The organism is Sphingobacterium sp. KH_072, from assembly GCF_057837975.1.
The window spans coordinates 2,727,997-2,751,973 of sequence record NZ_CM174457.1; the positions used below are offsets into that span (position 1 = coordinate 2,727,997).

Sequence of the window (23,977 nt, forward strand, 5' to 3'; positions counted from 1 at the left end):
CAACTTAATCCACGTATTTTTGATAATTCTGTTCAAAAAGATCTTTCAACTCCTGCGCTTTGTGCGTATAACTTTCTGGATCTTGCCATAGCGACTGCGGATCCAAGATATTATCAGGCACCTGCGGGCAGGCAATCGGCATAGCCAGATCGAAAGTTGGATGTTGCACAAAATGTTCGTCATCCAAAGCTCCTTGCATCACGGCACGAATCATAGCTCGGGTGTGATAAAGTGGTATGCGGCGACCTATGCCATAAGGTCCTCCGATCCATCCCGTATTTACGAGCCACACTTGTGTAGAAGTATCTTGTTGCAAACGATCGCGAAGCATTTCGGCGTAGCGCATAGCATGCAGCGGCAAGAAAGCCTGACCAAAGCAAGCTGAAAAAGTAGCGACGGGCTCTGCAACTCCTACCTCAGTACCGGCCACTTTCGCCGTATAGCCATTTAAGAAGTAATACATCGCTTGTTCTACTGTCAATTTAGACAATGGTGGCAACACGCCAAAAGCATCTGCCGTCAAGAAAAAAATATGTTTCGGCGCAGCCGAACGATTGATCTTGACCACATTAGGGATATAATTTATTGGGTAGGAAACACGAATATTTTCAGTGACCGAACTATTGCCATAATCCAGATGGCGACTATTCGGCAAAAAAAGCATATTTTCTGTCAAAGCCCCGAAGCGCACAGCACCAAAGATATCGGGTTCACTTTCTACTTTCAGATTTATGCATTTGGCATAGCAGCCTCCTTCTAAGTTAAAAATTCCATCGTCAGACCAGCCATGTTCATCGTCACCAATGAGATAGCGATCATGATCTGCTGACAACGTCGTTTTGCCTGTGCCTGACAATCCAAAGAATAAAGCAGTGTCTCCATTTTTACCCGTGTTTGCCGAGCAATGCATTGAAAATACATTATGCTCTTGCGGCAGCACAAAGTTCATCATCGAAAACATACTTTTCTTAATTTCACCAGTATATGCTGTGCCAATAATCAATACCTTTCGTGTCGTAAAATCTAGCACCACCGCATTCGAAGCGCACAGGCCTAGTTCTTCATGATTTTCAATTTTCAGCAGTGAGGCGACCCAAACAGTCCAATCACGGTGATTTTCGACCTCTTGCTCCGGAAGAAACATATTGCTGATAAACAAATCTTGCGCAGCAAGCTCCGTCGCAAAATGGATTTTTCTGCCATATTTTGCATACGTTGCAATATTGGCTGTACGTGTATACAACGCTTTACTCCTATCCAGGTATTTTTTCACTTGTTGCTCCAATATCTCAAATACCTCCGTAGATATACCCTGATTGATATCATTCCAATGTACCGCATCTTCAGTCGTCTCATCGCGTACAATGTACCGATCGCGCGGAGAACGCCCAGTAAATGTTCCTGTCATAATATTTAGTGCCCCTGAAGCCGAAAATGTCGCTTCCCTTTTCTTTACAGCATGCTCGATCAATTCCGAAGGAGTCAACTCGCTGTACAACTCACCCTTTGGCTCCAGAACAAGTCCAGATAAAGATTCTTGAAGAATTTTTTGCATTACAGTTTATTCGTTTTGTTATACGAAACAAAATTAACTAATGCATCTTCACGAAACGCTAACATTAAGCTTATTGTATCAACTACACTAAAACAAACATCTGATTTACAGCTTTTTAAATTAAAGATTAAATTATAAAAAATGCTAAAACATTTTAGCTATTTTTATTGAAAAATCAGTGCTCGATTACAGTATCAAAAGCGATCATACGCAATCCAATTTCGACTTACTTAAGCAACGGTAGACAGCACAGAAAAATTACAAATAACTCTCCAATTACATTTTTTTAGCTTAAACTCTTGCTAGGCTCCCCAAAAAACCTATATTTGCTTTGTATATCATTCGATAATACAAATCAATACCTTCTTCTATCGATTCAGGTCTTGATTTATACAGAAGTGGCGAGAGACTGGCTCGATGACCCACTGGCAACCAACAACACGAAGTTGAAAAGGTGCCAATTCCTGTCCGAAACATTGTTTTGGAGTATATAAATAATAGAACAGATGAACGACAAAACACATTTTACACCTTTATTGGCATACACGTCACAGCGTGTTTCCACCACACTTTTCATTTCTTCGCCCAGAGTAATCGTAGTCTGTCAGGCTCGAATGCGGTAGTCGTTGTTGGGATAGCTCGTAAGCTGTGATCTGTACATTGCTTACCTTCATTTCGACCAAATAGACGACAGCCATCTTTCTTACAGACTATTCTTTATTCACGCACATAATAAATTCACTATTATGACCTACAAAAAAACATTACAATACGAGACTTTACAAATACATGCCGGCCAAGAAGCAGATCCCACCACTGGGGCACGCGCACTTCCCATATATCAAACATCATCTTATGTCTTTAACAATGCAGAACATGGCGCAAACCTATTTGCATTAAAGGAGTTCGGCAATATCTACACTCGAATTATGAATCCGACTACGGATGTCTTCGAGAAGCGCATTGCCGCATTGGAAGGTGGCGTCGCTGCCGTAGCTGTTGCCTCAGGACAAGCAGCCCAGTTTATTGCATTAAATAACATCCTCGAAAGTGGTGATAACTTTATCTCCAGCTCTCATTTGTACGGCGGTACGTTCAATCAATTCAAAGTTGCTTTTAAACGTTTAGGTATTGAAGTTCGATTTGCAGATCAAGGTGATCCAGACGAATTTGAAAAATTGATTGATGACCGTACTAAAGCCCTATATGTGGAGACAATCGGCAATCCAGCATACAGCATTCCTGACTTCGAGCGACTGTCTGCCATTTCCAAAAAGTATGACCTTCCGATTGTAGTCGACAATACCTTTGGTGCAGGCGGTTATCTGTTCAAACCATTAGAACACGGTGCACACATCGTGGTAGAATCTGCCACAAAATGGATTGGCGGACATGGCACTAGTATTGGTGGTGTCATTGTCGATGGCGGAAATTACAATTGGGGCAACGGAAAATTTAAACAATTTTCAGAGCCTTCCGAAGGATATCACGGATTGGTCTTTGCCGATGTATTTGGAGAAAACAGCTCATTTGGCAATATACAATTTGCTATTCGTGCTCGCGTAGAAGGACTACGTGATTTTGGATCAGCGCTCTCCCCTTTCAATTCTTTCTTGCTAACACAAGGTTTGGAAACACTTTCGCTTCGCGTGCAAAGGCATGTAGATAATGCATTAGAGATCGCGCAATGGCTGGAAAACCATGCTCAGGTTGAATCGGTAAGCTACCCCGGACTGAAAAGCCATCCGTATCATGACTCGGCTCAAAAATACCTGAAAAATGGTTACGGTGCTGTCTTATCTTTTGCCATTCGCGGCGGCAGCGAAAAAGCGAACGACTTTATTGATGCTTTGGAGCTCATCAGCCACGTTGCTAATGTGGGCGATGCCAAAACGCTGATTATTCATCCGGCTGCTACTACACATCAACAATTAAGTGCTGCCGAGCAGCAACGATCTGGCGTATATCCGGGCGTATTACGCTTATCTGTAGGAATCGAACACGTCGACGATATCAAAGCCGATTTGGAGCAAGCTTTTGAATCGCTTTAAATTTTATATAACTAAAAAACAATTTAAGATAAAATGAGTGAAAAATTAACGATTGGGATGTTTGGTTTTGGCGTAGTTGGCCAAGGACTGTACGACATTATCAAAACCAAAGACCTAAATCTGGAAATAAAGAAATTTGTGATCAAAAATCCAGCGAAGCAACGCTCGCTTCCCGACCATCTTTTCACGACAGATGCGGAGTCGGTTTTGAGTGATCCAGAAATCAACACCATACTAGAACTTATTGATGATGCCGATGCGGCATTTGAAATTACCAAAAGAGCTTTGTACGCCGGTAAAAATGTGGTATCAGCCAATAAAAAGATGATTGCTATGCATTTGGAAGAACTGGCTGCTATACAACAGGAGACTGGAAAATCATTATTGTATGAAGGCGCAGTATGCGGGTCTATTCCAATCATTCGCAACTTGGAAGAATATTATGACAATGAGCTTTTGCACAGCGTTAGCGGCATTTTCAATGGCTCGTCCAACTACATTTTATCCAAAATTTTCAATGAAAATCAAGATTACCACACGGCATTAAAGAAAGCACAGGACTTGGGTTTTGCCGAAACAGATCCTACACTCGATGTGGGCGGCTATGATCCGAAGTACAAATTAGCGATCGTGGCGAATCATGCCTACGGTATCTATGTGAAACCAGAAGACATCCTTAATCTTGGAATCGATAAGCTAGGGCAGGCCGATATAACCTATGCTCGCGAGAAGAATTACAAGATAAAATTGATTCCACTGGCCAAGGAGGTTGACGGCAAGATTATCTTGTATGTATTGCCAAAATTTGTAACCAAAGACAACTTGCTGTACGGCGTAGAAAATGAAAATAATGGTGTGGTGGTAAAGGCTGCCTTTGCCGACGAGCAGTTTTTCTTCGGAAAAGGTGCGGGTGGCCATCCGACAGGATCTGCGGTATTATCTGATATTACGGCGCTGCGATACGGTTACCGATACGAATTTAAGAAGCATGCAAAATCACAGGAGGTAACTTACTCCACCGACTACGAATTAACGGTTTACTTGCGGTATGAAGACGAGAAGATCTTAGAAACACTAGGTTTCAACAACATTTCAGAACGTTTTTACGGACAAGAATTCAAATATGTTATTGGAAAGATCAACCTACAGCAGATCATTGCACATCGCGACTTGATTCATCGTGATGGTTATTTCTTAGCAGAAATAGCGTAGGGTTACCAACATGGTGTCTTGCTCCGTATTTCTTGAGCAAGATACCAGTTTTATTATTTTATTACAACCAAGAAAATACGAAGCGATTATTTTTTTGTATAAACTGTAATGGAATGATAAAGGAGTAGTAAAAAAGTGCGCTCAAAGGGAGTCGAACCCCTAACCTCCTGATCCGTAGTCAGGTGCTCTATCCAATTAAGCTATGAGCGCAGTTTTAAACCGATCGGTGTAGCACCGTTTTGGTGAGGCAAATATCGTGACTTTTTCGATTATTCCAAACTTTTTCTTCACTTTAGCGTCATAAGGATGGGGTATCTAACATATCCAGTTGAAAACAAAAGATTTATATAATATAAGAGTAAATGGCCGAGCGGATCAAAAGAAATAAAATCAGAATAAACGACATTAGCATCTCCTTTCTTATCAGAAAAGCCACGCAACAAGAACAACGAACCGTCATTTTTCTTCATGGATTCCCATTCAATAAAAAGATGTGGACTCCACAATTGGAGGCATTAGATGAATTCACGACCGGCATTGCCATTGATGTCCGCGGACATGGCAATACCACATCAGGACATGGTTTTCTATCCATCGACTTATTTGCGAAAGATCTCATTGCCTTTATCAAAAAGATGGAGTTGCATCAGGTAGTGGTTTGCGGTATTTCTATGGGTGGATATATTGCGCTGCGCGCGTATGAAATAGCTCCAGCGCTTTTTGCAGGATTGATCCTCAGCGACACACACAGCAAAGCGGATGATAAAGTGGCTAAGCAAAAGAGGTTTGATTCGATTCAGGCCGTGCTCACGCATGGTCGTCGCCCATTTGCGATCGGATTTATTGAAAATGTATTTGCTAACCCTCGTGCAGCCGAAAACGTAGAAGCAGTGGAGCTTATTAAAAGCAGTATTCGCAGAAATAGCTTAACTAGTATTTGCGCTACGCTCCTCGCCTTAGCTGCACGGACGGACACCTCGGATTTGCTCCCAACCATTGCTGTACCGACATTATTGATTTGCGGTCAACAAGACAAGATTACACCAGATGCGCTGATGCAGGAAATGCAGGCAAAAATTCCACAATCGAAATTCGTAACTGTAGCAGATAGCGGGCATCTGCCAAATCTAGAAAAACCGGCTCTTTTCAACGAAGCGCTCAATAACTATCTGCACACCTTTTCACAAAGTGCTACGAATTAACGGGCGCTTTTTTACGTTTTAAGTGTGCATCTGGCATGAGGAGATCCGTCCATTTCATGCCTTTTTCGACCAGATCCAGCGTACGATGGTAATCCCAAATACCTGCGGTATTATGAGGAACAGTAATCACATAATCCGGTTTATGCATATCGATAGACAATTGGCTCAAACGCCTACGCATCGCAAAATAGGCTTCTTGCAGCACCGTGACGGAACTATACTTGCCATTCGTTGCCACTACGCCAAGCTCAGGCTCTGGACGTCCGTCGAGATTGACGACGACCACCAGATTACGCTTTGATTTCTTGACGTAATTGATAGGCAAAGGATTGAGCACGCCGCCATCCACCAAATATCGGCCTTCGGAGTCTACACCAGTAAATACTGCTGGAATTGCAATAGATGCCCGAATGGCATCATACACGCTTCCGGTGTCAAATACCACTTCGCATTCATTCGTGAGATCAGTCGCGATAGCGACATAACGAAGTGGCAGATCTTCGATCGCAATATCAGGAAACACCAATTTCAGAGAGTCTAAGGCTTTTGTACCTTTCAAAATACCAAACCAAGGGTTGGAAAAATCCATCAATTGAAATACTTTCATCCGCGTCACGCCCTTCAACCATTCCTCCAGCTCATCCAACTTACCTTGCGCATAAGCCGCACCGATTAGAGAGCCAATCGAGCAACCTACAATTTCGTCAATGACGTAGCCTTTTTGAAGCAACATTTTGATGACACCTATTTGCACCAACCCTCTCGCTCCACCGCTGCCAAGCACCAGAGAAACCTTTCGTTTGCTTTTAAAAAAGTTCATACTCTAAAGTACATGATTTTCATCAAATTATATATTGTCATTTTTTTGTACAAAATAAAAATTAAATGTTTAAACATCATTATTTGGTCTTAGATTTGACGAGTTATCTAAAAGTAAAGAATATGAGTCTTCACGAGCAATTGAACTGGCGATATGCCACCAAAAAAATGAATGGTACCGCAGTGCCACAAGATAAAATTGATTATATAGTAGAAGCGGCTCGCCTCGCGCCCACCTCTTCTGGTCTACAGCCTCTCCGAGTTATTGAAATCTCGAACGCGGAATTGAAAGAGAAAATTCAGCCTATCGCTTATTCTCAATCACAAATCGTTGATGCTTCGCATCTATTGGTATTTGCAGCATTTGACGAATACACTACCGAGCGTGTCGATAAAGTTTTCGCACAGCAAGAAGCTGAGCGTGGACTGCCGGCAGGAGCTAGTGATGATTACAAGGGAATGTTATTGCAGGGTTTTGCTGCACAAAGCAAAGAGGATCACTTCAATCACGCTGCTAGACAAGCGTATATAGCATTTGGTCTTGCCATTGCGGCAGCGGCAGAACTTCAAGTAGATGCAACACCGATGGAAGGATTTGTAAATGCACAGTTGGACGAGCTTTTGGGACTTTCGGAGCAAGGTTTGAAATCCGTAACTATCCTAGCATTGGGTTACCGCGATGAAGCGAATGATTGGTTGGCAAACTTGAAGAAAGTACGCACCGATAAGTCAGAATTTGTGATTCAGCACAAATAGGAATAGTTTAAAATGAAAACAGCCTGCAAAAATTTGCAGGCTGTTTTCATTTTAAAATTTTTGAAGATACTAAGGCGTATTCTTCAACAATTCTAAAAAGAACTTCCAAAATTTGGCCGTAGAAGAAATGGATGCCCGCTCATCGGGTGAGTGTGCCCCGTGAATCGTTGGACCGATGGACACCATTTTAAGATCTGGATATACTTCACCAATCAAACCGCATTCTAAACCGCCATGTCCAGCACACACATTGGGATAGGCATCAAATAATTGGCTATATGTATCATATGCTAATCTTACCAACTCCCCTTCTGGTTCGGGCTCCCAACCTGGATAATCTCCAGAAAAAGCAACCTCAGCATCTATCAGACCAAAAGTAGATCGTAAGATCATCGCTAGATAATCCTTTGAGGATTGTATGGCAGATCTTGTCAGACAAAGTATCGTATACTTTCCATCTTTTAACACGATACGCGCAACGTTATTGGATGTTTCTACCAAATCAGGAAAGACTGGACTCATCCGAAATACGCCATGATGCGCGGCATTACACACCGCTATAAACTTTTGCTGCGAATCTCCAGATAACACCGTTAGTTTGCCTTGCGCATCTTCTCCCGCCGCGCTGACCTTTAAATTAGGTTCTGTATGTGCGTATTCTTTGGCAATGATTTGCTGAATGCTTTTTACGTGATCTTGAATTGCGGCAGCATCCGCTGCGCGGCAAGCCAACATAGCCTTTGCTTCACGTGGAATCGCATTGCGCAATCCACCGCCATCCACTGCATACAAACGAACATCAGCTTCGCTGATAACGGCATCCAACACGCGCATCAACAACTTATTGGCATTACCCAAGCCTTTGTTGATATCCATACCGGAATGACCGCCCTGCAAACCATTTACAGTGATATGTACAAGCACCTTATATTCATCGGTCGTTTCTACACTCAATGCACCAGTCGCCGTCACATCCACGCCACCAGCACAGCCAATCGTAATCTCATCATCCTCTTCCGTATCCAGGTTAAGCAAATACTTACCTGTCAACCAATTTGGTTTTAATGATTTTGCACCGGTCATACCGGTTTCTTCATCTATGGTAAAAAGCGCTTCGATCGCTGGATGCGGAATATCAGTAGAAGCAAGAATACCCATTATTGCAGCAACACCAAGACCATTGTCGGCACCCAACGTGGTACCATCTGCGCGTACCCAATCGCCATCTACCAGCATTTGAATACCAGATTTTTCAAAGTCAAAATCCGTATCTGCATTTTTCTGATGTACCATATCCAAGTGCGCTTGCAATACGAGCGTACTTTTGGATTCGTAACCAGCGGTAGCCGGCTTGCGTATCAACACATTTCCTATCTCATCGCACTCGGTGGAAAGTCCTAGCGACTGACCAAAAGAAATCATATAGGCTATAATAGCTTCCTCTTTCTTGGACGCACGGGGAATTGCATTGATCGCGGCAAAATGAGACCAAATCGCGGTAGGTTCAAGCGTATCTATACTCATAACTACTTTTTATTTTTGTTGTTCCATCAAATGTACCAGTTCGGGCAGCAAATGGCAACTTTCACACTAAATACTGCGTAAAACTGTATCTTCGAACTTACAATCGGGCTAAACTCATATGAAAACTGCGAAAGAAAAAATGATTGCTGGCGAACCTTACCGCGCAGATGGCCGCGAGTTATTTGATGAACGCCAAAAGGCGAAAGAGGTATTGATGGAATACAACAACCTCGCCCCAGCTCGTATAAAAGATCGCGCACGTATCATTAAAAATCTTTTTGCGAAGACTGGAAAATCATTTTGGATTGAGCCACCATTCCGCTGTGATTATGGCTATAATATTGAAATTGGTGAAAACTTTTATGCTAATTTCAATTTGACGATCCTCGATTGCGCTCTGGTTGCCTTTGGCAAAAACGTGATGATCGGACCCAATGTTTCTTTATTCACCGCAGGTCATCCTATTCATGCGGAACCGCGCGTAGCGGGATGGGAATACGCACTTCCCATTCATATTGGCGACAATTGTTGGATTGGCGGCAATACGGTAATCAACGCAGGCATTACGATTGGCGAAAACACGGTAATAGGATCTGGATCGGTGGTCACTAGGTCGATCCCAGCCAATGTGGTCGCCGCAGGCAATCCCTGTCGCGTGATCAAAACGATTACCGAAGAACATAAAGCCTACTATTATAAAGACCGCAAGTTTTAGGATTGTTTACGATACGCTTCCTTCATCGCTGCGATATCTTGCTGCTTATAATCTGGACAAGCACCCGATTTGGATGTGACGAACCCACTCAGGCAAATGGCTTGCTCCAATGCTTCCTCGGGATGCATCCCCGAAAGACGACCAGAGATAAATCCAGCCAGAAAGGAATCACCGCTTCCGACGGTGTCTTGTACGACCACCTTCGCTGCAGGTAAACTGTACACATCTCTACTATGGAAATACGTGGCGCCAGATGCACCGCGCGATAAGATGATTTCCGGAATCTCAAAATGATCTTGTAGGAAAAATACGCCATCCTGTGCATCTGGATATTGCTTATCTAAATAAGATAACACCAATTGCAACTCAGCGGCATTGAACTTCGCTAAATCAGACTTTTCCAACAATTGCAGCAACAATTCTTGGTCGATATATGGTGGTCTTAGATTGACATCAAATACGCGATAAATGCTATTTTCTAAAAGCGAAAACAAGGTTTCTCGCGACACCGGATTACGGGCTGCCAATGAACCAAATACCAAGGCTTGCGTATCGTTCAACTGCTTTATATCGGCTTCCGTTAATTGGATATGATCCCAAGCTACGCCTTCTTTAATCTCATAATGCGCTTCATCATCTTCATCGATCGTAGCTACCACGGTACTCGTTGGATAATCGGCGTTTCGTTGTATTCCTGCAGGCGACATATTCCAGCGTTCGAGCTTTTGCAACAGTTCGTCACCTAAGTCATCTTTTCCTACCGCCGATATCATGTGTAATTCTACACCCATTTGGTGCAGGTGATAGCCTACGTTAAATGGTGCTCCGCCAGCAGTTTTATCTTTCCCCGGAAATAGATCCCACAGAATCTCGCCAAAACAGGTTGCTTTCAAAATTCGTTCTTGATGCATCTTTAGTCTTTATGTACGCCGTTGATTAAACGTATTTTATTGTCTGAGTTAGGAAATGACAAAATACACATTTTACCCGAATCTCTGCCCTATCAATCGGAATTCTACACTGGCTTTCTGCTAAGAAAATATAGATAATTGGAGATTTGGCGGATCGGACTTTTGGATTTACGAACGCTAAATCCTATATTTACCAGTGAATTAGTACACATGATTTTATTCGTCACATATCACGTACCTGTCCATCATCGCCATTGTGGCGATAGATAAATGTATGTGTTTCTACGTGAAGCATTCCATCCCATGGATGTTCGAATAATAATTAGTATCCTTCAACAAATAATTTAAAAGATATTTTGAAAAATCTAAAGATTGCTATCCAAAAATCGGGTAGACTGAATGAGAAATCAGTACAGTTACTTAAAAATTGTGGACTCGATTTCGAAAATTATAAAAGTTCCCTTATTACCATTGTATCTAATTTCAACTTAGAAATTCTCTTTTTGCGTGATGATGATATTCCAGATTACGTGGAGCAAGGAATTGCCGATCTTGGGATTGTAGGCGAAAACGTAATTGAGGAGTCGTTGGCGAATGTGGATTACCTACAACGCTTGGGTTTTGGAAAATGCACGTTGAAATTGGCCGTACCCAAAGATTCTAACTTCAATGACATCAAAGACCTAGACGGAAAATCGATTGCGACCTCCTATCCTAATATCCTTGGCAAATTTTTGAAAGACAAAAAAATCACCGCAGAGATACACCCTATCTCTGGCTCGGTAGAGATTGCACCTGGCTTGGGATTAAGCGAGGCTATTTGCGACATCGTCTCGACTGGCGGCACCTTGAAGAATAACGGGTTGAAACCTTTTGCTGACGTAAGCACTTCGGAAGCTATTCTGATTGGTCGCGCCGGCTTAGCGGAGAATCCTATTCTTTGCGAGTTGTTGCAACGTATTCAGTCCGTATTGCGCGCGAAGGAAACGAAATATGTCGTTTTAAATGTGGAGAAAACCAATCTTCCACAGATTACGGAATTATTACAAGGTGTAAAATCACCTACGATTGTCCCTTTGGCAGAAGAAGGTTGGGTAGCGGTGCATACGGTGATTCCGGAAGAGGATTTTTGGGGGAAAATCAACACCTTGAAATCGGCCGGAGCGCAAGGAATTGTCGTGATGCCGATTGAAAAAATCATTTTGTAAGTATGTTAAAAACGTATCAATACGCACAGCTATCTGTAGAAGACATTGACCGCCTCACCTTGCGGAATACGGATCCTAACAATGAAATTCAGGATACGGTAGAGGAGATCATTGCGCAAGTCGAGCAGAACGGAGATGATGCCTTGAGGCAACTGGCATTGAAATACGATCAGATTGCGCTGGATGCGCTGTACTTGGATGAAGTTGAAATCGAAGCATTGGCGGCAACCATTTCTCGGCAGCAACAAAGGGCATTGGAGATTGCATTTCAAAATATTCACAAATTCCACGCTACCCAGCTCAAGAAAGAACGCACGATCGAAACCATGCCGGGCGTTACCTGCTGGCGCGAAGTGCGACCAATTGAGAAAGTGGGCTTGTACATTCCCGGCGGTTCGGCCGTACTGCCTTCAACCTTATTAATGTTGGGCGTGCCGGCGCGTATTGCGGGCTGCAAGGAAATTGTGGTGTGTTCGCCACCGCAAAAAGACGGCAAAGTCAATGGTTTTATCGCGTATTGCTTAAAGCTGTTGCAAATTAAAAAAATCTACTTAACCGGTGGTGCTCAAGCGGTAGCGGCGATGGCTTTCGGAACGGAAAGCGTACCACGTGTAGACAAGATTTTTGGGCCAGGCAATCAGTTTGTCACCAAAGCAAAATCACTTATTCAGAGTCGCACACAGGTAAGCATTGATATGCCGGCCGGACCTTCAGAAGTATTGGTGATTGCGGATGAGTCGGCGAATGCCGAGTATATTGCTGCCGATTTGCTAGCACAAGCCGAGCATGGCGCCGATAGCCAAGCGGTACTTGTTTCGACCAGCTCGGCACTGATTGAAGCGGTAAATCAAGCTTTAGAACAGCAATTACGAGATCTTCCACGCGCTGCCATTGCACAAAAAGCCATAGAAAACTCCTATGCTATTTGCACTGCGGATATCACTACAGCTTTGGCATTTTCTAATAAGTATGCGCCAGAACATCTCATTATTCAGTCGGATGAATGGAAGCGTATGGTTTATGGTGTGCTCAATGCCGGATCGGTCTTTTTAGGTCACCTCACACCAGAAAGTGTGGGCGATTACGCTTCTGGCACGAACCACACCTTGCCTACAGCGGGCTACGCCCGATCATACTCTGGTGTGTCGGTAGATTCTTTCGTGAAAAAGATTACGTTTCAGCAATTATCTTCGGACGGCTTACGCCAAATCGGATCGACGGTCGAAATATTGGCCGAACTAGAAGGTTTGCAAGCCCATAAAAATGCCGTGAGTATTCGCCTAAAAGATCTAGAATCCTAAAGATCGACTGTACCGAAATAAAAAAGTCCTTTGCTATTGTTAGCAAAGGACTTTTTTATTTATGATCGAAAAGTTGATTATGCTATCGCAATCAGTTTAATGATGATTATTTTACTAAGAAACCACCTCCCAACAAATCATCGCCTTCGTAGAAAACGGCCGACTGTCCAGGTGCGATACCTTTTACATTGTGCATAAAATCCACCTGCATCGTACTACCCTGTTGTGTAAGCGTAGAAAGCATACCGGCATCTTTATAACGGATCTTAGTCACTGCTTCCATTGGTTGATCGAATGAAGCGTATTTAACCAAATTCACGTCACGCACGAAAGCTTGTGATTTTTCTAACTCATGCTCTTCACCCAACACCACAGAATTGCTTTCTGGTAAGATCTCCAACACAAACATTGGCTTTCCTAAAGCGATTCCCAGTCCTTTGCGCTGTCCAATCGTGAAATACGGGTAGCCGATGTGTTGGCCAACCACGGTACCATCTGATAACAAAAAGTTTCCGGGACCAATTTCTTGATCCAAGGTCGGTTTTTTGTGTCGCAAAAACGCACGATAGTCATTTTCTGGTACAAAACAAATTTCATAACTTTCTGACTTAGAAGCTAATTCCTTTTGCCCCATATCCAATGCCATCTGCCGAATCTCGGCCTTAGTAAAGTTTCCTAACGGAAACTGCGTACGTGCCAGATTCTCTTGGGTTACACCCCAAAGCACGTAAGATTGATCTTTATTCTTGTCGCGACCTTTAGAAATCACGTAGCGATTGTTGTCGTGCAATCTGATATTCGCATAATGCCCTGTGGCAATAAATTCACAATCCAACATATTGGCACGCTTCATCAAGGCTTCCCACTTGATGTGCGTATTGCACAATACACATGGGTTGGGCGTACGGCCGGCAATGTATTCATCGACAAAATTGTCGATCACAAAGTCGCCAAACTCACCTCTGATATCCAATATATAATGTGGAAAGCCGTAACCTACGGCTAGTGATCGCGCATCATTGATACTATCCAAACTACAGCATCCAGTTTCCTTCGACGAACCGCCAGAAGCAGCGTAGTCCCAGGTTTTCATCGTGATTCCGATGACCTCATATCCTTGTTCATGGAGCATTACCGCAGCGACGGAACTATCTACTCCGCCACTCATTGCTACCAATACTCTTCCTCTTTTACTCATAGCATTTCAATGGAGGGACAAAGATACCCTTAATAATCTTTTCCCTTGTTTATTTGTTGTCAAAAATTATCTGCATACAAATCAGGCATTTGCTTTGTAACCCGAAATTATTTACCAGAAATGTTTCGATTTCAGAAAAAAGAAGCTACATTTGCAACGCAACAAACAACAAGAATATTGCTGCAAAAGGTGCCATAGCTCAGTTGGTAGAGCAAAGGACTGAAAATCCTTGTGTCGCTGGTTCGAATCCAGCTGGCACCACAAAAATTTTCCTAAATAAACCTTTCCCCTTTTTTCTTCTTTTTTATTTAATTACATAATTGTAATAATCAACTTACCTTTATTTTGTTCTACCCATATTTTTTGTCCTGTTTTAAAACCGAGCTTTTCAAGCCATTTCCCCTGTAGCCTTATTTCGGGAACCGAAGTTACTCTGCCAGTGCGAAATTGCTGCTTTTTGTATATCGTCAATTTTCTCTGCTCATCAGTGATCTTTCTTACCATACATCTAATTTACAAAAAATCTAAGATTGTCAACTTATTATATGACAACCTCCTTAGCAAATTCTTGGACATTTGAAGGGTGACACGAGATAAACTTAAACAGATAGTCGGACAGCAGATTATTGCACATCGTAACAAAAAAGGACTGAGTCAATCTGACCTAGCTCGAGCATGCAATAAAGATCGTCAAGCAATAGAAAAGTTGGAAAGTGGAAAAGTAAACCCTACTTTATATACATTGCTTGAGATTGCGATTGCGTTGGAAATCTCTTTAGCGGAATTACTTAACTTTTCTGAAGAATAACAACATAACCTCTAATACTATATTGTAGAAACCGTTATTCTATAATCATAAAATTCGGAGTCATTGCCTTTTTTCTCAAATCCAATCTGCTCATACAGTCTTTGCGCGGTGTAATTATCTACTGCCGTAGAAAGATCTACAAACGTGGCGCCATCCAATCTCGCAAATTCCATGGCTTTATGGATCAGCTTTTCACCGACACCTTGTTTGCGATAATTTGGATCGACAAAAAGATCATTGAGCACCCAATTTCTCGCCGCTCGCATGGACGAAAACTTAGGGTACAATTGTGTAAAGCCGATGGCATCGCCCGAAGAGGCATCGCTAGCGACGAAGATGATGGATTCGTTATTTTCGAGGCGCTGTCGTATAAATTCACGGGCCAAGTCCTTATCAGATTGCTGCTGGTAGAATATGCGGTATTCATTAAATAAATCAACAACCGATTCGTACTCTGATTTATCTATTCTTGATATTATCATATATTAATATAACTATTTTGGATTTAAGTATTTGATTATGAAAACCTAAATCAACCTAAAACTGCTTGTTCGGATTTGAAAGCATGCTTGCATTATAATCGTCTGACTTTCCTTTAGGAATCGACAACGACTTCCATTCAGAACCGATCAACATTTTGCCAATACATACGATTTGACCAACATGATATGGATAATGAGCCAATTGCCGATTGATCGCTTCAACAACTGAATGCGCTTCGTTACGAATGTAAATTACTTTCGTAAAATCCGACTCTTGCAAAGCATTCAGCGATTGAAATAAGCAATCCCAACCTTCTTCCCAATTCTGTAGCAGCACTGCCCTATCTAGCACCAGATCGTCAAATTCGGCATCCCTGTGACGCCAAGACTTTTCACCATCAGTAGTTAAGAAATCTGTCCATCGAGACCTCATATTTCCCCACAAATGGATAACTATATTGGCGATGCTATTGCTTTCCAAACTTCGCTTCTCAAAAAGCTGATCATCTGTAAGTTGATCAAACGTCTCATCGCCCAATCTTTTGTAATACGCGAATTGACTTTTTGCACTGTTTAAATAATCCAAAATCATCTTACTAATATTATGTTGTACCTGAAAGTAAAAAGGTCTGTTTTAACTTAAAAAAAACGACAAAATTCCTCTTAGCAATTTAATCAAATTCTTAAAAATTTCTACTTGAAGCGAGATAGGTGCTATTTTACCACTTCTAAGATGTGTAAGCGCAATTTTATTGTGGTGATTTGATGCCTCTTACGAATAATTATTACCGAAGCATTTGCATTTTATCGACACTTTTATACCTTTGTAACGTTATCAGCAACAAATGCCGATAGCAACCTAAATCTGAAAGTAACAGATCTAAAATAAAAACTTAAGGTGCCATAGCTCAGTCGGTAGAGCAAAGGACTGAAAATCCTTGTGTCGCTGGTTCGAATCCAGCTGGCACCACCTCTAAAAAGTGATGATGAATCACCTCAAGTAAAGCATTTTTATTGGGAAATTAGCTCAGCTGGTTTAGAGCACTACCTCGACAAGGTAGGGGTCACTGGTTCGAACCCAGTATTTCCCACCAAGTAATTCTTTAAAACGCATTAGTCAAAACTATTGCGTTTTTTTATTTTAAGTACTCACTTAGAATATTCTATTATCTATTTTTTTCCTCTCATAAAAATTCGGATTTTCTCGATTATAGCCTCTCCCTCTTCTTCCATAGCAAAGTGGCCAGTGTCGTAAATGTTGTAATCTATATTTTTAACATCCCTTTTGAATGCTGCCGCTCCACTTTCTGGAAAATACACATCATTTTTGCCCCAAACAATCAATAGAGGCGGCTGATGATCACGAAGATATTTTTGCCATATTGGGTATAACTTTATATTATTTTGGTAATCGTACCACAGGTCTAGATTTATTTTATGTGCATTAGGACGAGACATTCTCAAATAGTCTAAGTGCCAAGTATCTGGATTCACATTTTCTTCGTTTCTGGTGCCATGTGTATATTCGTTTTTCAAACCATCCATCGAAAAGGCCGGTAATAATACAGATTCTGTTTTCTCATTCCTGTCTATCCACAATTCTTTGATGTGTTTCCATCCTTCCCCAAGACCTTCCTCATAAGCATTTCCGTTTTGCGTGATAATAGCAGTCACTCTTTCTGGATGCTTTGTAGCTATCCTAAAACCTACAGGAGCACCATAATCCTGCATGACTATAGCATAAGAGCGCAATCCCTTTTTTTCCAAAAAAGCATCTATCGTATTAGCCAAATTGTCAAAAGTATATTCATATTGGTCTGGTGCAGGAAAATCACTATCGCCAAATCCTGGATAATCTGGAGCGACTAAATGAAACTCGTCGGACAACTGATCAAGTACTTTTCTATATTGGTGGGAAGAAGCAGGATATCCGTGCAGTAGCAATAGTGTTGGTTTCTCGGGATTGCCCGCATCGCGATAAGCGATATTAATACCATTTACCTGTAGTTTCCTAAATTTTGTTGTTTTCATATCTGTTTTTCTTAAATAAGTCTATTGTCCTATTATGTCATTACATGTAATTTTCTACCGTTTAGTAAACGCTTAATATGAAATGGACCATAAATGCACATTTCAGACTATCTCATAATTTTTTACCGAACGAACGGTAAATAATTAATTCAAATTTTTTAACTACTATATCTCTCCTCTATATTTTTCAGTGCATTTTCGAAAATGCTTACATCATTCATTACTTTAGACAGAACCAAACTTCCCTGAATATCTATCATATTTTTAATGGCTAATTGTTCTGCTTTTTCAGAAGGTAAATTAAATGCTAACCCGAGCTCTACGAAAGAAGAGATCCATTGCTGTATACCAGCTTTTAGATTATCCTCAAAAAGCTGCAAGCCTTTGTCCATAGATAAAGTTCTGAAAATACACATTTGGTTTCCCCCTTCATAAAATAGCTTTATCTGTTCTACTCCTAGTTTTAATCTACTTATTGGTTCAACTTTTTCGTCAGACAACACGGCAAAAATTTTCTTTTCAACTAATTGTCCCATATGGAACAGTACAGATTCCGCCATTTCTTGCTTCCCATTCGGAAAGCGGTGATAAAGACTTGCTTTCTTTAATCCAGTTTCTTCTGATAGATCCTGCAAACTTGCTCCTTCATAACCCAATGAACGGAACACCTTGGCCAAGCCATCCATTAAATCACGATCTAAAACTTTCTGTGGTCTCATGGTACAAATATAGTATTAAATTATATTTTACCAAACATTCGGTAACTAATGAAAGTTATAAGAACTCATTTTTTTAATCAAGAACAGGCTATTGAAACGATAAATGGAAAAATATTAAAAGATACGCTGATAAGAATATTCAATTTCATGAATACTATCAAACAAAACATTTTATAAACCATAAATTTTTGGTAGCGTCACCTTTTTTGATATCATTACTTCCTATACAAACTCTTTCACCAGATACCCCAGCCAAAAAGCATACTCAGATCTAAAATCAGATCCATCCTTTGGACTAAACTTAATCCAACTATTTTTAACACCTATATCATATTCGATATTACATAGCAACCGCAGCCTTTCTCCTTCCGCAGATTCCTCCATAAATTGGAGTATTGCCAATAAAACATAATCTTGCGTTGTAATCATCATATAGGGAACAAAACTAGCTATAGTGACATTTGTTTAATTACGGGTTGCCGTATTAAACGGCGTGAAATCATGATTTTAGTGTATTTGAGCAGCAGAATACTCGTAAATGAATTGGAAAAAATAGAGGTACTGTAAAATAAAAAAAACCTCCTGTATCTACCAAAATTCAGGAGGTCAGTACCTAACTACTATTTGTTACCCGGGGGCTGGGCTTACATATTATTATGACACAATGATAATAAATATATTTATAAAATTCAATATTTAGGGAAATTTAAAATTAATTGTTACGTATATATCCTATATCGTGATTATAATTTTCACAATTACAGTAATTGCAGTCCAATTTTTATAAAATACAAGCTCATTATATTGATTTAAAGTCCACTATTTTTTTCATTCCTATATCTAATATATAAAATAACAAGAAATAATGTTCCGACCACACTGGATAAGAATTTTACATAAGCGCGAAGTTTCGTATCTACAGGTTCGTCTGAAAGTATGAAGATGTAAAGGCTAAATATGAATATAGCAATACTAGCAATGAGGATGGTCTGACGGAAAAGTGGATGTTTATTCATAAATTCTCACTAAGATCTAATTTTTTTTAGATATCTCTTTCCTTATATATACTCTTTTACAATGTAGCCTAACCAAAATGCATCGACGGATTTAAACTCCCTTCCATCCATAGGTGTAAAATGTATATAACTATTTGTTTTATTGAGATCGTAGGCGACGTGATTTAACAATTTGATTCCTTTTCCTTGGATGGTATCTTCTAGGCAATCTAGTATTGCTTGGATGATATAATCTTGGGCTGTTATTTTCATCTGGCTAAGCTGCACTTATTTATTTGCAACTTTCTACGGTAAACCCTCAAAAGCCTACTTTTACATGTTGGCTATCCTTAATAATTGTTGGTAACTAAACCTGAAGAATAACGGATAATCCAGTTGTTTGTTAAATAATGATTCATAATTTCTTAAATAACAGGTAACAATCCATGTATTACCTTTATATTGTATAACATAACCTGATGAATATTATCTCACTCGAAATTAATCGGCATATTTTATAAACTTTTTTATAAGTCTACTGTTCAATTAATAGCGCTGCATTTCTAAAATTAGTACTGACATGATGACAACACAACACAACACAGACGAACGACCTCAAAGCTCAACGATCATTATCGGAGCGATTCTTTGCTATACGAATCCATTACACCATCCAACTCCTGGCATTCAGGCGTGGGCCATGACCAACAATCGGCCTATTAACTACAGATCGGAGATTGAGCCGACCGAAGATCAGCGAATTCGTGATGATAAAGGCATCGAGAAAAAGCATAAAGAAGATAAGAAAGAAGTCGACAAACCTGAGAAGGAAGACGAAAATATTCCAGTGCCAGACACCGAGGAAGGCAAGCCAGAGGACTTACCTGATACGGAAGATCCGAACGAAGCTAAAGACGATATAAAAGATATGTAGCCCACCGCATCAGCGGTTTACATAATGAATAAAGGGAACCAAATGGTTCCCTTTATTATTGTAAGTTCGCGCATCGCTGCGCCATCTTGATTCTCTAAAACTCCTCCGTCTGGTTAATCACTTCTTTGTGATTACTAGCGTTGGTACGTGTTTTAGTCTTATGTTTATTAATCTGTCGGCGAATCGACTCCAATGCAATATCAATTGCTTCTTCAAAGCTTTTGGCTTGTGCTTTTGCGAATAATTGATTCCCAGGGATATTAAACTTGAACTCTACAAACTTGTCGGCCTCACCTCCGACACTTTCCACACGTAAGTTACAAAGTCCGTCGATAATGTTGTCCAGAAACTGTTCCAACTTTTCCGCTTTCTTATTAATGAACTCAACTAACTTAGGGTCTGCATCAAATTTAATGCATTGTACAGTAATATTCATTTTTCCTCCTTTTTTTAAGCCTTTGGATGGGCTTGTTTATAAATAGACTTTAATCGCTCTGCCGAATTGTGGGTATACACCTGTGTAGCAACCAGTCCGGCATGACCTAATATTTCCTTTATCGCATTCAAATCAGCTCCATTGTCTAAAAGTGATGTCGCGAAGCTATGCCGCAGCACGTGCGGGCTGCGTTTGCTTTGTGAAGTGACGAGTGTCAGATATTTTTTTACAATCTGATAAATCATCGATGCATACGCAGGCTTCCCTTTATTTGTAACGATCAGATGGGTCGACATGTTTTGTAAAAACACAGATTTCTTTTCTGCTTGATAGCTAATGATCTGATCATAAAGCAGATCATGAATAGGCACCAACCTCTCTTTGTTCCGCTTTCCTAAAACACGGATCTGCCGGCCGTATCCGTCAATATCTGCATCGGTAATAGCCAAAAGTTCAGACAAACGAATCCCCGTACCAAATAATAGCTCCATCACCAATAAATCCCGTCTTTCCGAAAAAGTGAGTGTGCGACTTGTTTCCTGATCGAGCAGCGCCACTAACTTTTCCTTTTCTACCGTGACCGGAAGTTTTTTGGGTGTTCGCAGTGACTTCAAGGCTGTCGCCGGATTCTGCCCAACAATTCCTTCTCGCAAGAGATACTTAAAGAAAGATTTCAATACCGAAATAGTTCGATTGACCGAGGTGGACGCCCTACCCGATTCCTTCTGCACACTGATGTAAAAGCGCAGAACGCGATAATCGACTTGATCCATCGTCGTTTGTTCCGCCTTTAGAAAACTTTCGAGTCGCTCTAACTCCAGCGCATAAGCGATCACGGTATGGTGCGAAAACCTCCGTTCGTGGGTTAGATAATTCAAAAATCGTTCGTTTTGCATAGGTTCGAATCCGTTTGTTGTAATTTAACAAAGAAAGAATGGATTTACAATAGGCCTTCGTCAAGAATATCAAATTTCAAGTAAAATAGGTAGATTTGACTTCTTAAATATAATGGTATGAATGCGCTATATTTTATTGCCTTTTGGGCTTGTCAGTTGCTATCGAGCGTGTTGTTCAGGTATGGCGGTATGTATCCTAAATATCATTGGCACGCATTTATAGCAGGAAACGCCATATTATTGACCGCCAGCTGGTTTTTAATCCAGCTATTCCGCTATTTCCCACAACCAATCGTGATCGCATTGTGTGCCGGTGGCACCTTTGTAACCGTTCAGTTTGGTATGGCGCTATACTTCAAGCAATCGCTTTCTTGGGTACAGATCGTCGGACTATTTTTTATCGTGACTGGCATCGTGATTACCGCTTATGGCACCACTGGTTCACTTTCCTTAAGCAAAGATTAAGTTACAAAAAAGCGATCTCGCCGAAATACTCTATCGCATGAAAACTGGGTTCGGGCATATGAATCTGTTTCCAAGAAAGATAGTGAGGTACAGGCAATTTATCCCCGCACTTGTAAAAGTTCGCATGTGCAGATGTGCCTGTAAGTGCACTCCCATCCTGCCCGAGGATGTCAAACGGAATAGCCAACGCCATTTGCCAACTCTTCTTTCCGGCGATCTGCCGCACATTGGTGAAGGTATTTACCCGATTCACTAAATCGGCTTCCAATCGCTTTTTTTCTTTACTAACAGTACTTCTTTGGCCAATCAGCCCTGTGCCCAGCACATTAAACTCTATGTTGAAATACGTCTGGCCGGCATCAAAAGAAATAAAACACTCTACACAACTATCTTCATACACGGCTTCATTATGCCGCACCGCTTGGGCACGCACAAATTCCTCTTCCACAGCATAATGCAGTAGCAAAAAGTCGGTGTTATACATTGCCTGAAAACGTACAGTTGGTGCATAGGGAAATTGATCTGGCCAATTCACCGAATCAATAGCATGCCAGTCGGCAGCTGAAAATACGTTTAGCGCATCGTTGTAGCTTTGCCAATCTTGGGTACGCGCAGATGTAAAGATTATTGGAAGCATATTATCTAAGAATTAGCAGCATGTTGTAATATGGATTGCAATACAGGACGGTTCGCCTCCAGTTCGGTCAGCAACTTAAATTGTGCTTGAGCACGCACTAAATTATGCGATGGATATTTGATTTTGTAATAAGGATCGTACGAAAGATAATCCGTCAGGAAGCGTAGGACTTGCATATACGGCAGCAAATATACACCGTAAAGCAATGACTCGATCTCCGCATCCGTAAGAAACGAGCGAGCTTCTCGCAAATATCCGTTGGTGTATGCTTCGAACAGCGGCATGTTCAACACTATGTGATCAAGATTCGGATCGTCTTCCTGCCCGCGATTAATAATAGTACGAATGGCATCGCCAAAATCAAAGGCCACAAAACCTGGCATCACAGTATCTAGATCGATCACACACTGCGGCTGACCATCCTTATCTAGTAATAAATTATTAAATTTTGTGTCATTATGAATGATACGTAAGGGTGATGAGGCAACGACATGTTCTTGAAAATCCCGACGCATATCGTCCTTTCTCACTTCCATTGCTTGCAGCAGTTCTTGCACCGCTGGCTCGGTTGTTCTGCCAGAAGGATGGACAAGCAACGCTTTGCTTAAGTTCTCCAATCGATAGTCGATATCATGAAAGCGCGGTAGCACCACATGCAGTCTTTTGGCATCTAGATCGGCCAGTTGCCACTGGAATGCACCAAAAGCAGCACCACCAGCATATGCCTGTGCAGGCAATTCCACCAAATCAACGCTATGCGTATTTTCGATTAATCGAAGCATCCGCCAGCTGTCACCTTGTGCATCTTCGTGAAAAAGTGTCGACTCCTTTGTTGGGATGATAGAGAGTGTTTTACGCTGTACTTGTTCTTTCCCCAAATGCGCGATCTTTGCTTGCAAATGACGACATACCAAGTCCATATTATCCATCAATTGTTTTGCATCAGGAAAAATAAATCTGTTTATACGCTGCAGCAAATAAGATGGATAATCATCCTGTTTGGCATCTAAGCGAAACGTATCATTGATGTGGCCTGATCCAAAACGGCTCGCTTGTGTGATCGTACCTTCTGTTTGAAAGTGTGTGGCTATCGACAATATCAGATCTGTATCCTTTCCCATG

At 41.2% G+C, this 23,977-nt stretch carries 25 protein-coding genes, 4 tRNA genes and 1 riboswitch; of the genes, 13 read left to right on the plus strand and 16 right to left on the minus strand.

The genetic code is table 11. From position 1 onward, the window contains the following. Positions 1–4: 4 nt before the first annotated feature. Positions 5–1,555, minus strand: a complete 1,551-nt coding sequence (gene pckA / locus AC3IRT_RS12285; RefSeq protein ID WP_489393510.1) for a phosphoenolpyruvate carboxykinase (ATP) — start codon at positions 1,553–1,555, stop codon at positions 5–7. 385 nt (positions 1,556–1,940) lie between these two features. Beyond that, positions 1,941–2,052: riboswitch (SAM riboswitch) on the plus strand. A gap of 249 nt (positions 2,053–2,301) precedes the next feature. On the opposite strand from pckA, the gene AC3IRT_RS12290 reads away from it, so the two are divergent. Both AC3IRT_RS12290 and AC3IRT_RS12295 read left to right on the plus strand, forming a co-directional pair. Continuing rightward, entirely contained in the window at positions 2,302–3,606 is a 1,305-nt protein-coding gene (locus AC3IRT_RS12290) for an O-acetylhomoserine aminocarboxypropyltransferase/cysteine synthase family protein (protein ID WP_489393511.1), read from the plus strand. A 33-nt stretch (positions 3,607–3,639) separates the two neighbouring features. After that, positions 3,640–4,818 carry a homoserine dehydrogenase gene (locus AC3IRT_RS12295; RefSeq protein WP_489393512.1) on the plus strand — a complete coding sequence of 393 codons (1,179 nt, stop codon included), beginning with the start codon at positions 3,640–3,642 and terminating at the stop codon, positions 4,816–4,818. Positions 4,819–4,954: 136 nt separating this feature from the next. On the opposite strand, the gene AC3IRT_RS12300 is transcribed toward AC3IRT_RS12295, so the two are convergent. After that, positions 4,955–5,028: transfer RNA gene (locus AC3IRT_RS12300), tRNA-Arg, on the minus strand. 152 nt (positions 5,029–5,180) lie between these two features. Between AC3IRT_RS12300 and AC3IRT_RS12305 the strand changes: the two genes are divergently transcribed. Then, positions 5,181–6,020, plus strand: coding sequence for an alpha/beta fold hydrolase (locus AC3IRT_RS12305; protein ID WP_489393513.1), 840 nt, complete (start codon positions 5,181–5,183; stop codon positions 6,018–6,020). Here AC3IRT_RS12305 and AC3IRT_RS12310 read toward each other — a convergent pair. Then, the gene (locus AC3IRT_RS12310) at positions 6,010–6,840 is read right to left on the minus strand and encodes a patatin-like phospholipase family protein (protein ID WP_489393514.1); all 831 of its coding nucleotides are present in this window, start codon (positions 6,838–6,840) and stop codon (positions 6,010–6,012) included. The genes AC3IRT_RS12305 and AC3IRT_RS12310 overlap by 11 nt on opposite strands. A 65-nt stretch (positions 6,841–6,905) precedes the next feature. On the opposite strand from AC3IRT_RS12310, the gene AC3IRT_RS12315 reads away from it, so the two are divergent. Beyond that, the gene (locus AC3IRT_RS12315; RefSeq protein ID WP_489393515.1) at positions 6,906–7,595 is read left to right on the plus strand and encodes a nitroreductase family protein; all 690 of its coding nucleotides are present in this window, start codon (positions 6,906–6,908) and stop codon (positions 7,593–7,595) included. Positions 7,596–7,664: 69 nt separating this feature from the next. Here the strand turns inward: AC3IRT_RS12315 and AC3IRT_RS12320 are convergent, their stop codons facing one another. Next, entirely contained in the window at positions 7,665–9,119 is a 1,455-nt protein-coding gene (locus AC3IRT_RS12320) for an aminoacyl-histidine dipeptidase (RefSeq protein WP_489393516.1), read from the minus strand. Between the two features lie 118 nt (positions 9,120–9,237). Here AC3IRT_RS12320 and AC3IRT_RS12325 point away from each other — a divergent pair, with 118 nt between their 5' ends. Beyond that, positions 9,238–9,834, plus strand: coding sequence for a sugar O-acetyltransferase (locus tag AC3IRT_RS12325; protein ID WP_489393517.1), 597 nt, complete (start codon positions 9,238–9,240; stop codon positions 9,832–9,834). Here AC3IRT_RS12325 and AC3IRT_RS12330 read toward each other — a convergent pair. Further along, positions 9,831–10,745 (minus strand): carbohydrate kinase family protein, encoded by a 915-nt coding sequence (locus AC3IRT_RS12330; protein WP_489393518.1) that lies wholly within the window; start codon positions 10,743–10,745, stop codon positions 9,831–9,833. The two genes, AC3IRT_RS12325 and AC3IRT_RS12330, sit on opposite strands and share 4 nt — an antisense overlap. Before the next feature lie 356 nt (positions 10,746–11,101). Here AC3IRT_RS12330 and hisG point away from each other — a divergent pair, with 356 nt between their 5' ends. Next, positions 11,102–11,953 carry an ATP phosphoribosyltransferase gene (gene hisG, locus AC3IRT_RS12335; RefSeq protein ID WP_489393519.1) on the plus strand — a complete coding sequence of 284 codons (852 nt, stop codon included), beginning with the start codon at positions 11,102–11,104 and terminating at the stop codon, positions 11,951–11,953. Between the two features lie 2 nt (positions 11,954–11,955). Continuing rightward, positions 11,956–13,254, plus strand: a complete 1,299-nt coding sequence (gene hisD, locus AC3IRT_RS12340) for a histidinol dehydrogenase (protein ID WP_489393520.1) — start codon at positions 11,956–11,958, stop codon at positions 13,252–13,254. Positions 13,255–13,360: 106 nt separating this feature from the next. Here hisD and mnmA read toward each other — a convergent pair whose 3' ends face one another. Beyond that, positions 13,361–14,452 (minus strand): tRNA 2-thiouridine(34) synthase MnmA, encoded by a 1,092-nt coding sequence (gene mnmA, locus AC3IRT_RS12345; protein WP_489393521.1) that lies wholly within the window; start codon positions 14,450–14,452, stop codon positions 13,361–13,363. Positions 14,453–14,640: 188 nt separating this feature from the next. Between mnmA and AC3IRT_RS12350 the strand changes: the two genes are divergently transcribed. Continuing rightward, positions 14,641–14,713 (plus strand) — tRNA-Phe (locus AC3IRT_RS12350). A gap of 51 nt (positions 14,714–14,764) precedes the next feature. On the opposite strand, the gene AC3IRT_RS12355 is transcribed toward AC3IRT_RS12350, so the two are convergent. Next, positions 14,765–14,956, minus strand: coding sequence for a SymE family type I addiction module toxin (locus tag AC3IRT_RS12355; protein WP_489393522.1), 192 nt, complete (start codon positions 14,954–14,956; stop codon positions 14,765–14,767). Positions 14,957–15,035: 79 nt separating this feature from the next. Here AC3IRT_RS12355 and AC3IRT_RS12360 point away from each other — a divergent pair, with 79 nt between their 5' ends. Next, positions 15,036–15,260 (plus strand): helix-turn-helix domain-containing protein, encoded by a 225-nt coding sequence (locus AC3IRT_RS12360; protein WP_489393523.1) that lies wholly within the window; start codon positions 15,036–15,038, stop codon positions 15,258–15,260. A 17-nt stretch (positions 15,261–15,277) separates the two neighbouring features. Here AC3IRT_RS12360 and AC3IRT_RS12365 read toward each other — a convergent pair whose 3' ends face one another. After that, on the minus strand, positions 15,278–15,742 hold the full coding sequence (locus AC3IRT_RS12365) for a GNAT family N-acetyltransferase (protein ID WP_489393524.1): 465 nt from the start codon (positions 15,740–15,742) through the stop codon (positions 15,278–15,280). A gap of 55 nt (positions 15,743–15,797) precedes the next feature. Continuing rightward, positions 15,798–16,334 (minus strand): DUF1572 family protein, encoded by a 537-nt coding sequence (locus AC3IRT_RS12370; RefSeq protein WP_489393525.1) that lies wholly within the window; start codon positions 16,332–16,334, stop codon positions 15,798–15,800. Between the two features lie 305 nt (positions 16,335–16,639). On the opposite strand from AC3IRT_RS12370, the gene AC3IRT_RS12375 reads away from it, so the two are divergent. Both AC3IRT_RS12375 and AC3IRT_RS12380 read left to right on the plus strand, forming a co-directional pair. Continuing rightward, a tRNA-Phe gene (locus AC3IRT_RS12375) sits at positions 16,640–16,712 on the plus strand. Positions 16,713–16,758: 46 nt separating this feature from the next. After that, positions 16,759–16,836: transfer RNA gene (locus tag AC3IRT_RS12380), tRNA-Val, on the plus strand. A gap of 76 nt (positions 16,837–16,912) precedes the next feature. On the opposite strand, the gene AC3IRT_RS12385 is transcribed toward AC3IRT_RS12380, so the two are convergent. From AC3IRT_RS12385 to AC3IRT_RS12395, 3 genes are all read right to left on the minus strand, one after another. Further along, positions 16,913–17,773: an alpha/beta fold hydrolase gene (locus AC3IRT_RS12385; protein ID WP_489393526.1), complete on the minus strand. Its 861-nt coding sequence runs from the start codon at positions 17,771–17,773 to the stop codon at positions 16,913–16,915. Positions 17,774–17,931: 158 nt separating this feature from the next. Next, entirely contained in the window at positions 17,932–18,492 is a 561-nt protein-coding gene (locus tag AC3IRT_RS12390; RefSeq protein WP_489393527.1) for a TetR/AcrR family transcriptional regulator, read from the minus strand. A 1,058-nt stretch (positions 18,493–19,550) separates the two neighbouring features. Continuing rightward, entirely contained in the window at positions 19,551–19,760 is a 210-nt protein-coding gene (locus AC3IRT_RS12395; protein ID WP_489393528.1) for a hypothetical protein, read from the minus strand. Positions 19,761–20,067: 307 nt separating this feature from the next. Here AC3IRT_RS12395 and AC3IRT_RS12400 point away from each other — a divergent pair, with 307 nt between their 5' ends. Then, the gene (locus AC3IRT_RS12400) at positions 20,068–20,421 is read left to right on the plus strand and encodes a hypothetical protein (RefSeq protein ID WP_489393529.1); all 354 of its coding nucleotides are present in this window, start codon (positions 20,068–20,070) and stop codon (positions 20,419–20,421) included. Between the two features lie 94 nt (positions 20,422–20,515). Here AC3IRT_RS12400 and hpf read toward each other — a convergent pair whose 3' ends face one another. Beyond that, positions 20,516–20,857: a ribosome hibernation-promoting factor, HPF/YfiA family gene (gene hpf, locus AC3IRT_RS12405; protein ID WP_489393530.1), complete on the minus strand. Its 342-nt coding sequence runs from the start codon at positions 20,855–20,857 to the stop codon at positions 20,516–20,518. A gap of 14 nt (positions 20,858–20,871) precedes the next feature. Continuing rightward, the gene (locus AC3IRT_RS12410; RefSeq protein WP_489393531.1) at positions 20,872–21,753 is read right to left on the minus strand and encodes a tyrosine-type recombinase/integrase; all 882 of its coding nucleotides are present in this window, start codon (positions 21,751–21,753) and stop codon (positions 20,872–20,874) included. A gap of 117 nt (positions 21,754–21,870) precedes the next feature. On the opposite strand from AC3IRT_RS12410, the gene AC3IRT_RS12415 reads away from it, so the two are divergent. Then, positions 21,871–22,218 carry a hypothetical protein gene (locus AC3IRT_RS12415; protein ID WP_489393532.1) on the plus strand — a complete coding sequence of 116 codons (348 nt, stop codon included), beginning with the start codon at positions 21,871–21,873 and terminating at the stop codon, positions 22,216–22,218. Position 22,219: 1 nt separating this feature from the next. Here the strand turns inward: AC3IRT_RS12415 and AC3IRT_RS12420 are convergent, their stop codons facing one another. Beyond that, entirely contained in the window at positions 22,220–22,855 is a 636-nt protein-coding gene (locus AC3IRT_RS12420; protein ID WP_489393533.1) for a carbohydrate-binding family 9-like protein, read from the minus strand. Between the two features lie 5 nt (positions 22,856–22,860). After that, entirely contained in the window at positions 22,861–23,976 is a 1,116-nt protein-coding gene (locus AC3IRT_RS12425) for a phosphotransferase enzyme family protein (protein ID WP_489393534.1), read from the minus strand. Position 23,977: the final 1 nt, after the last annotated feature.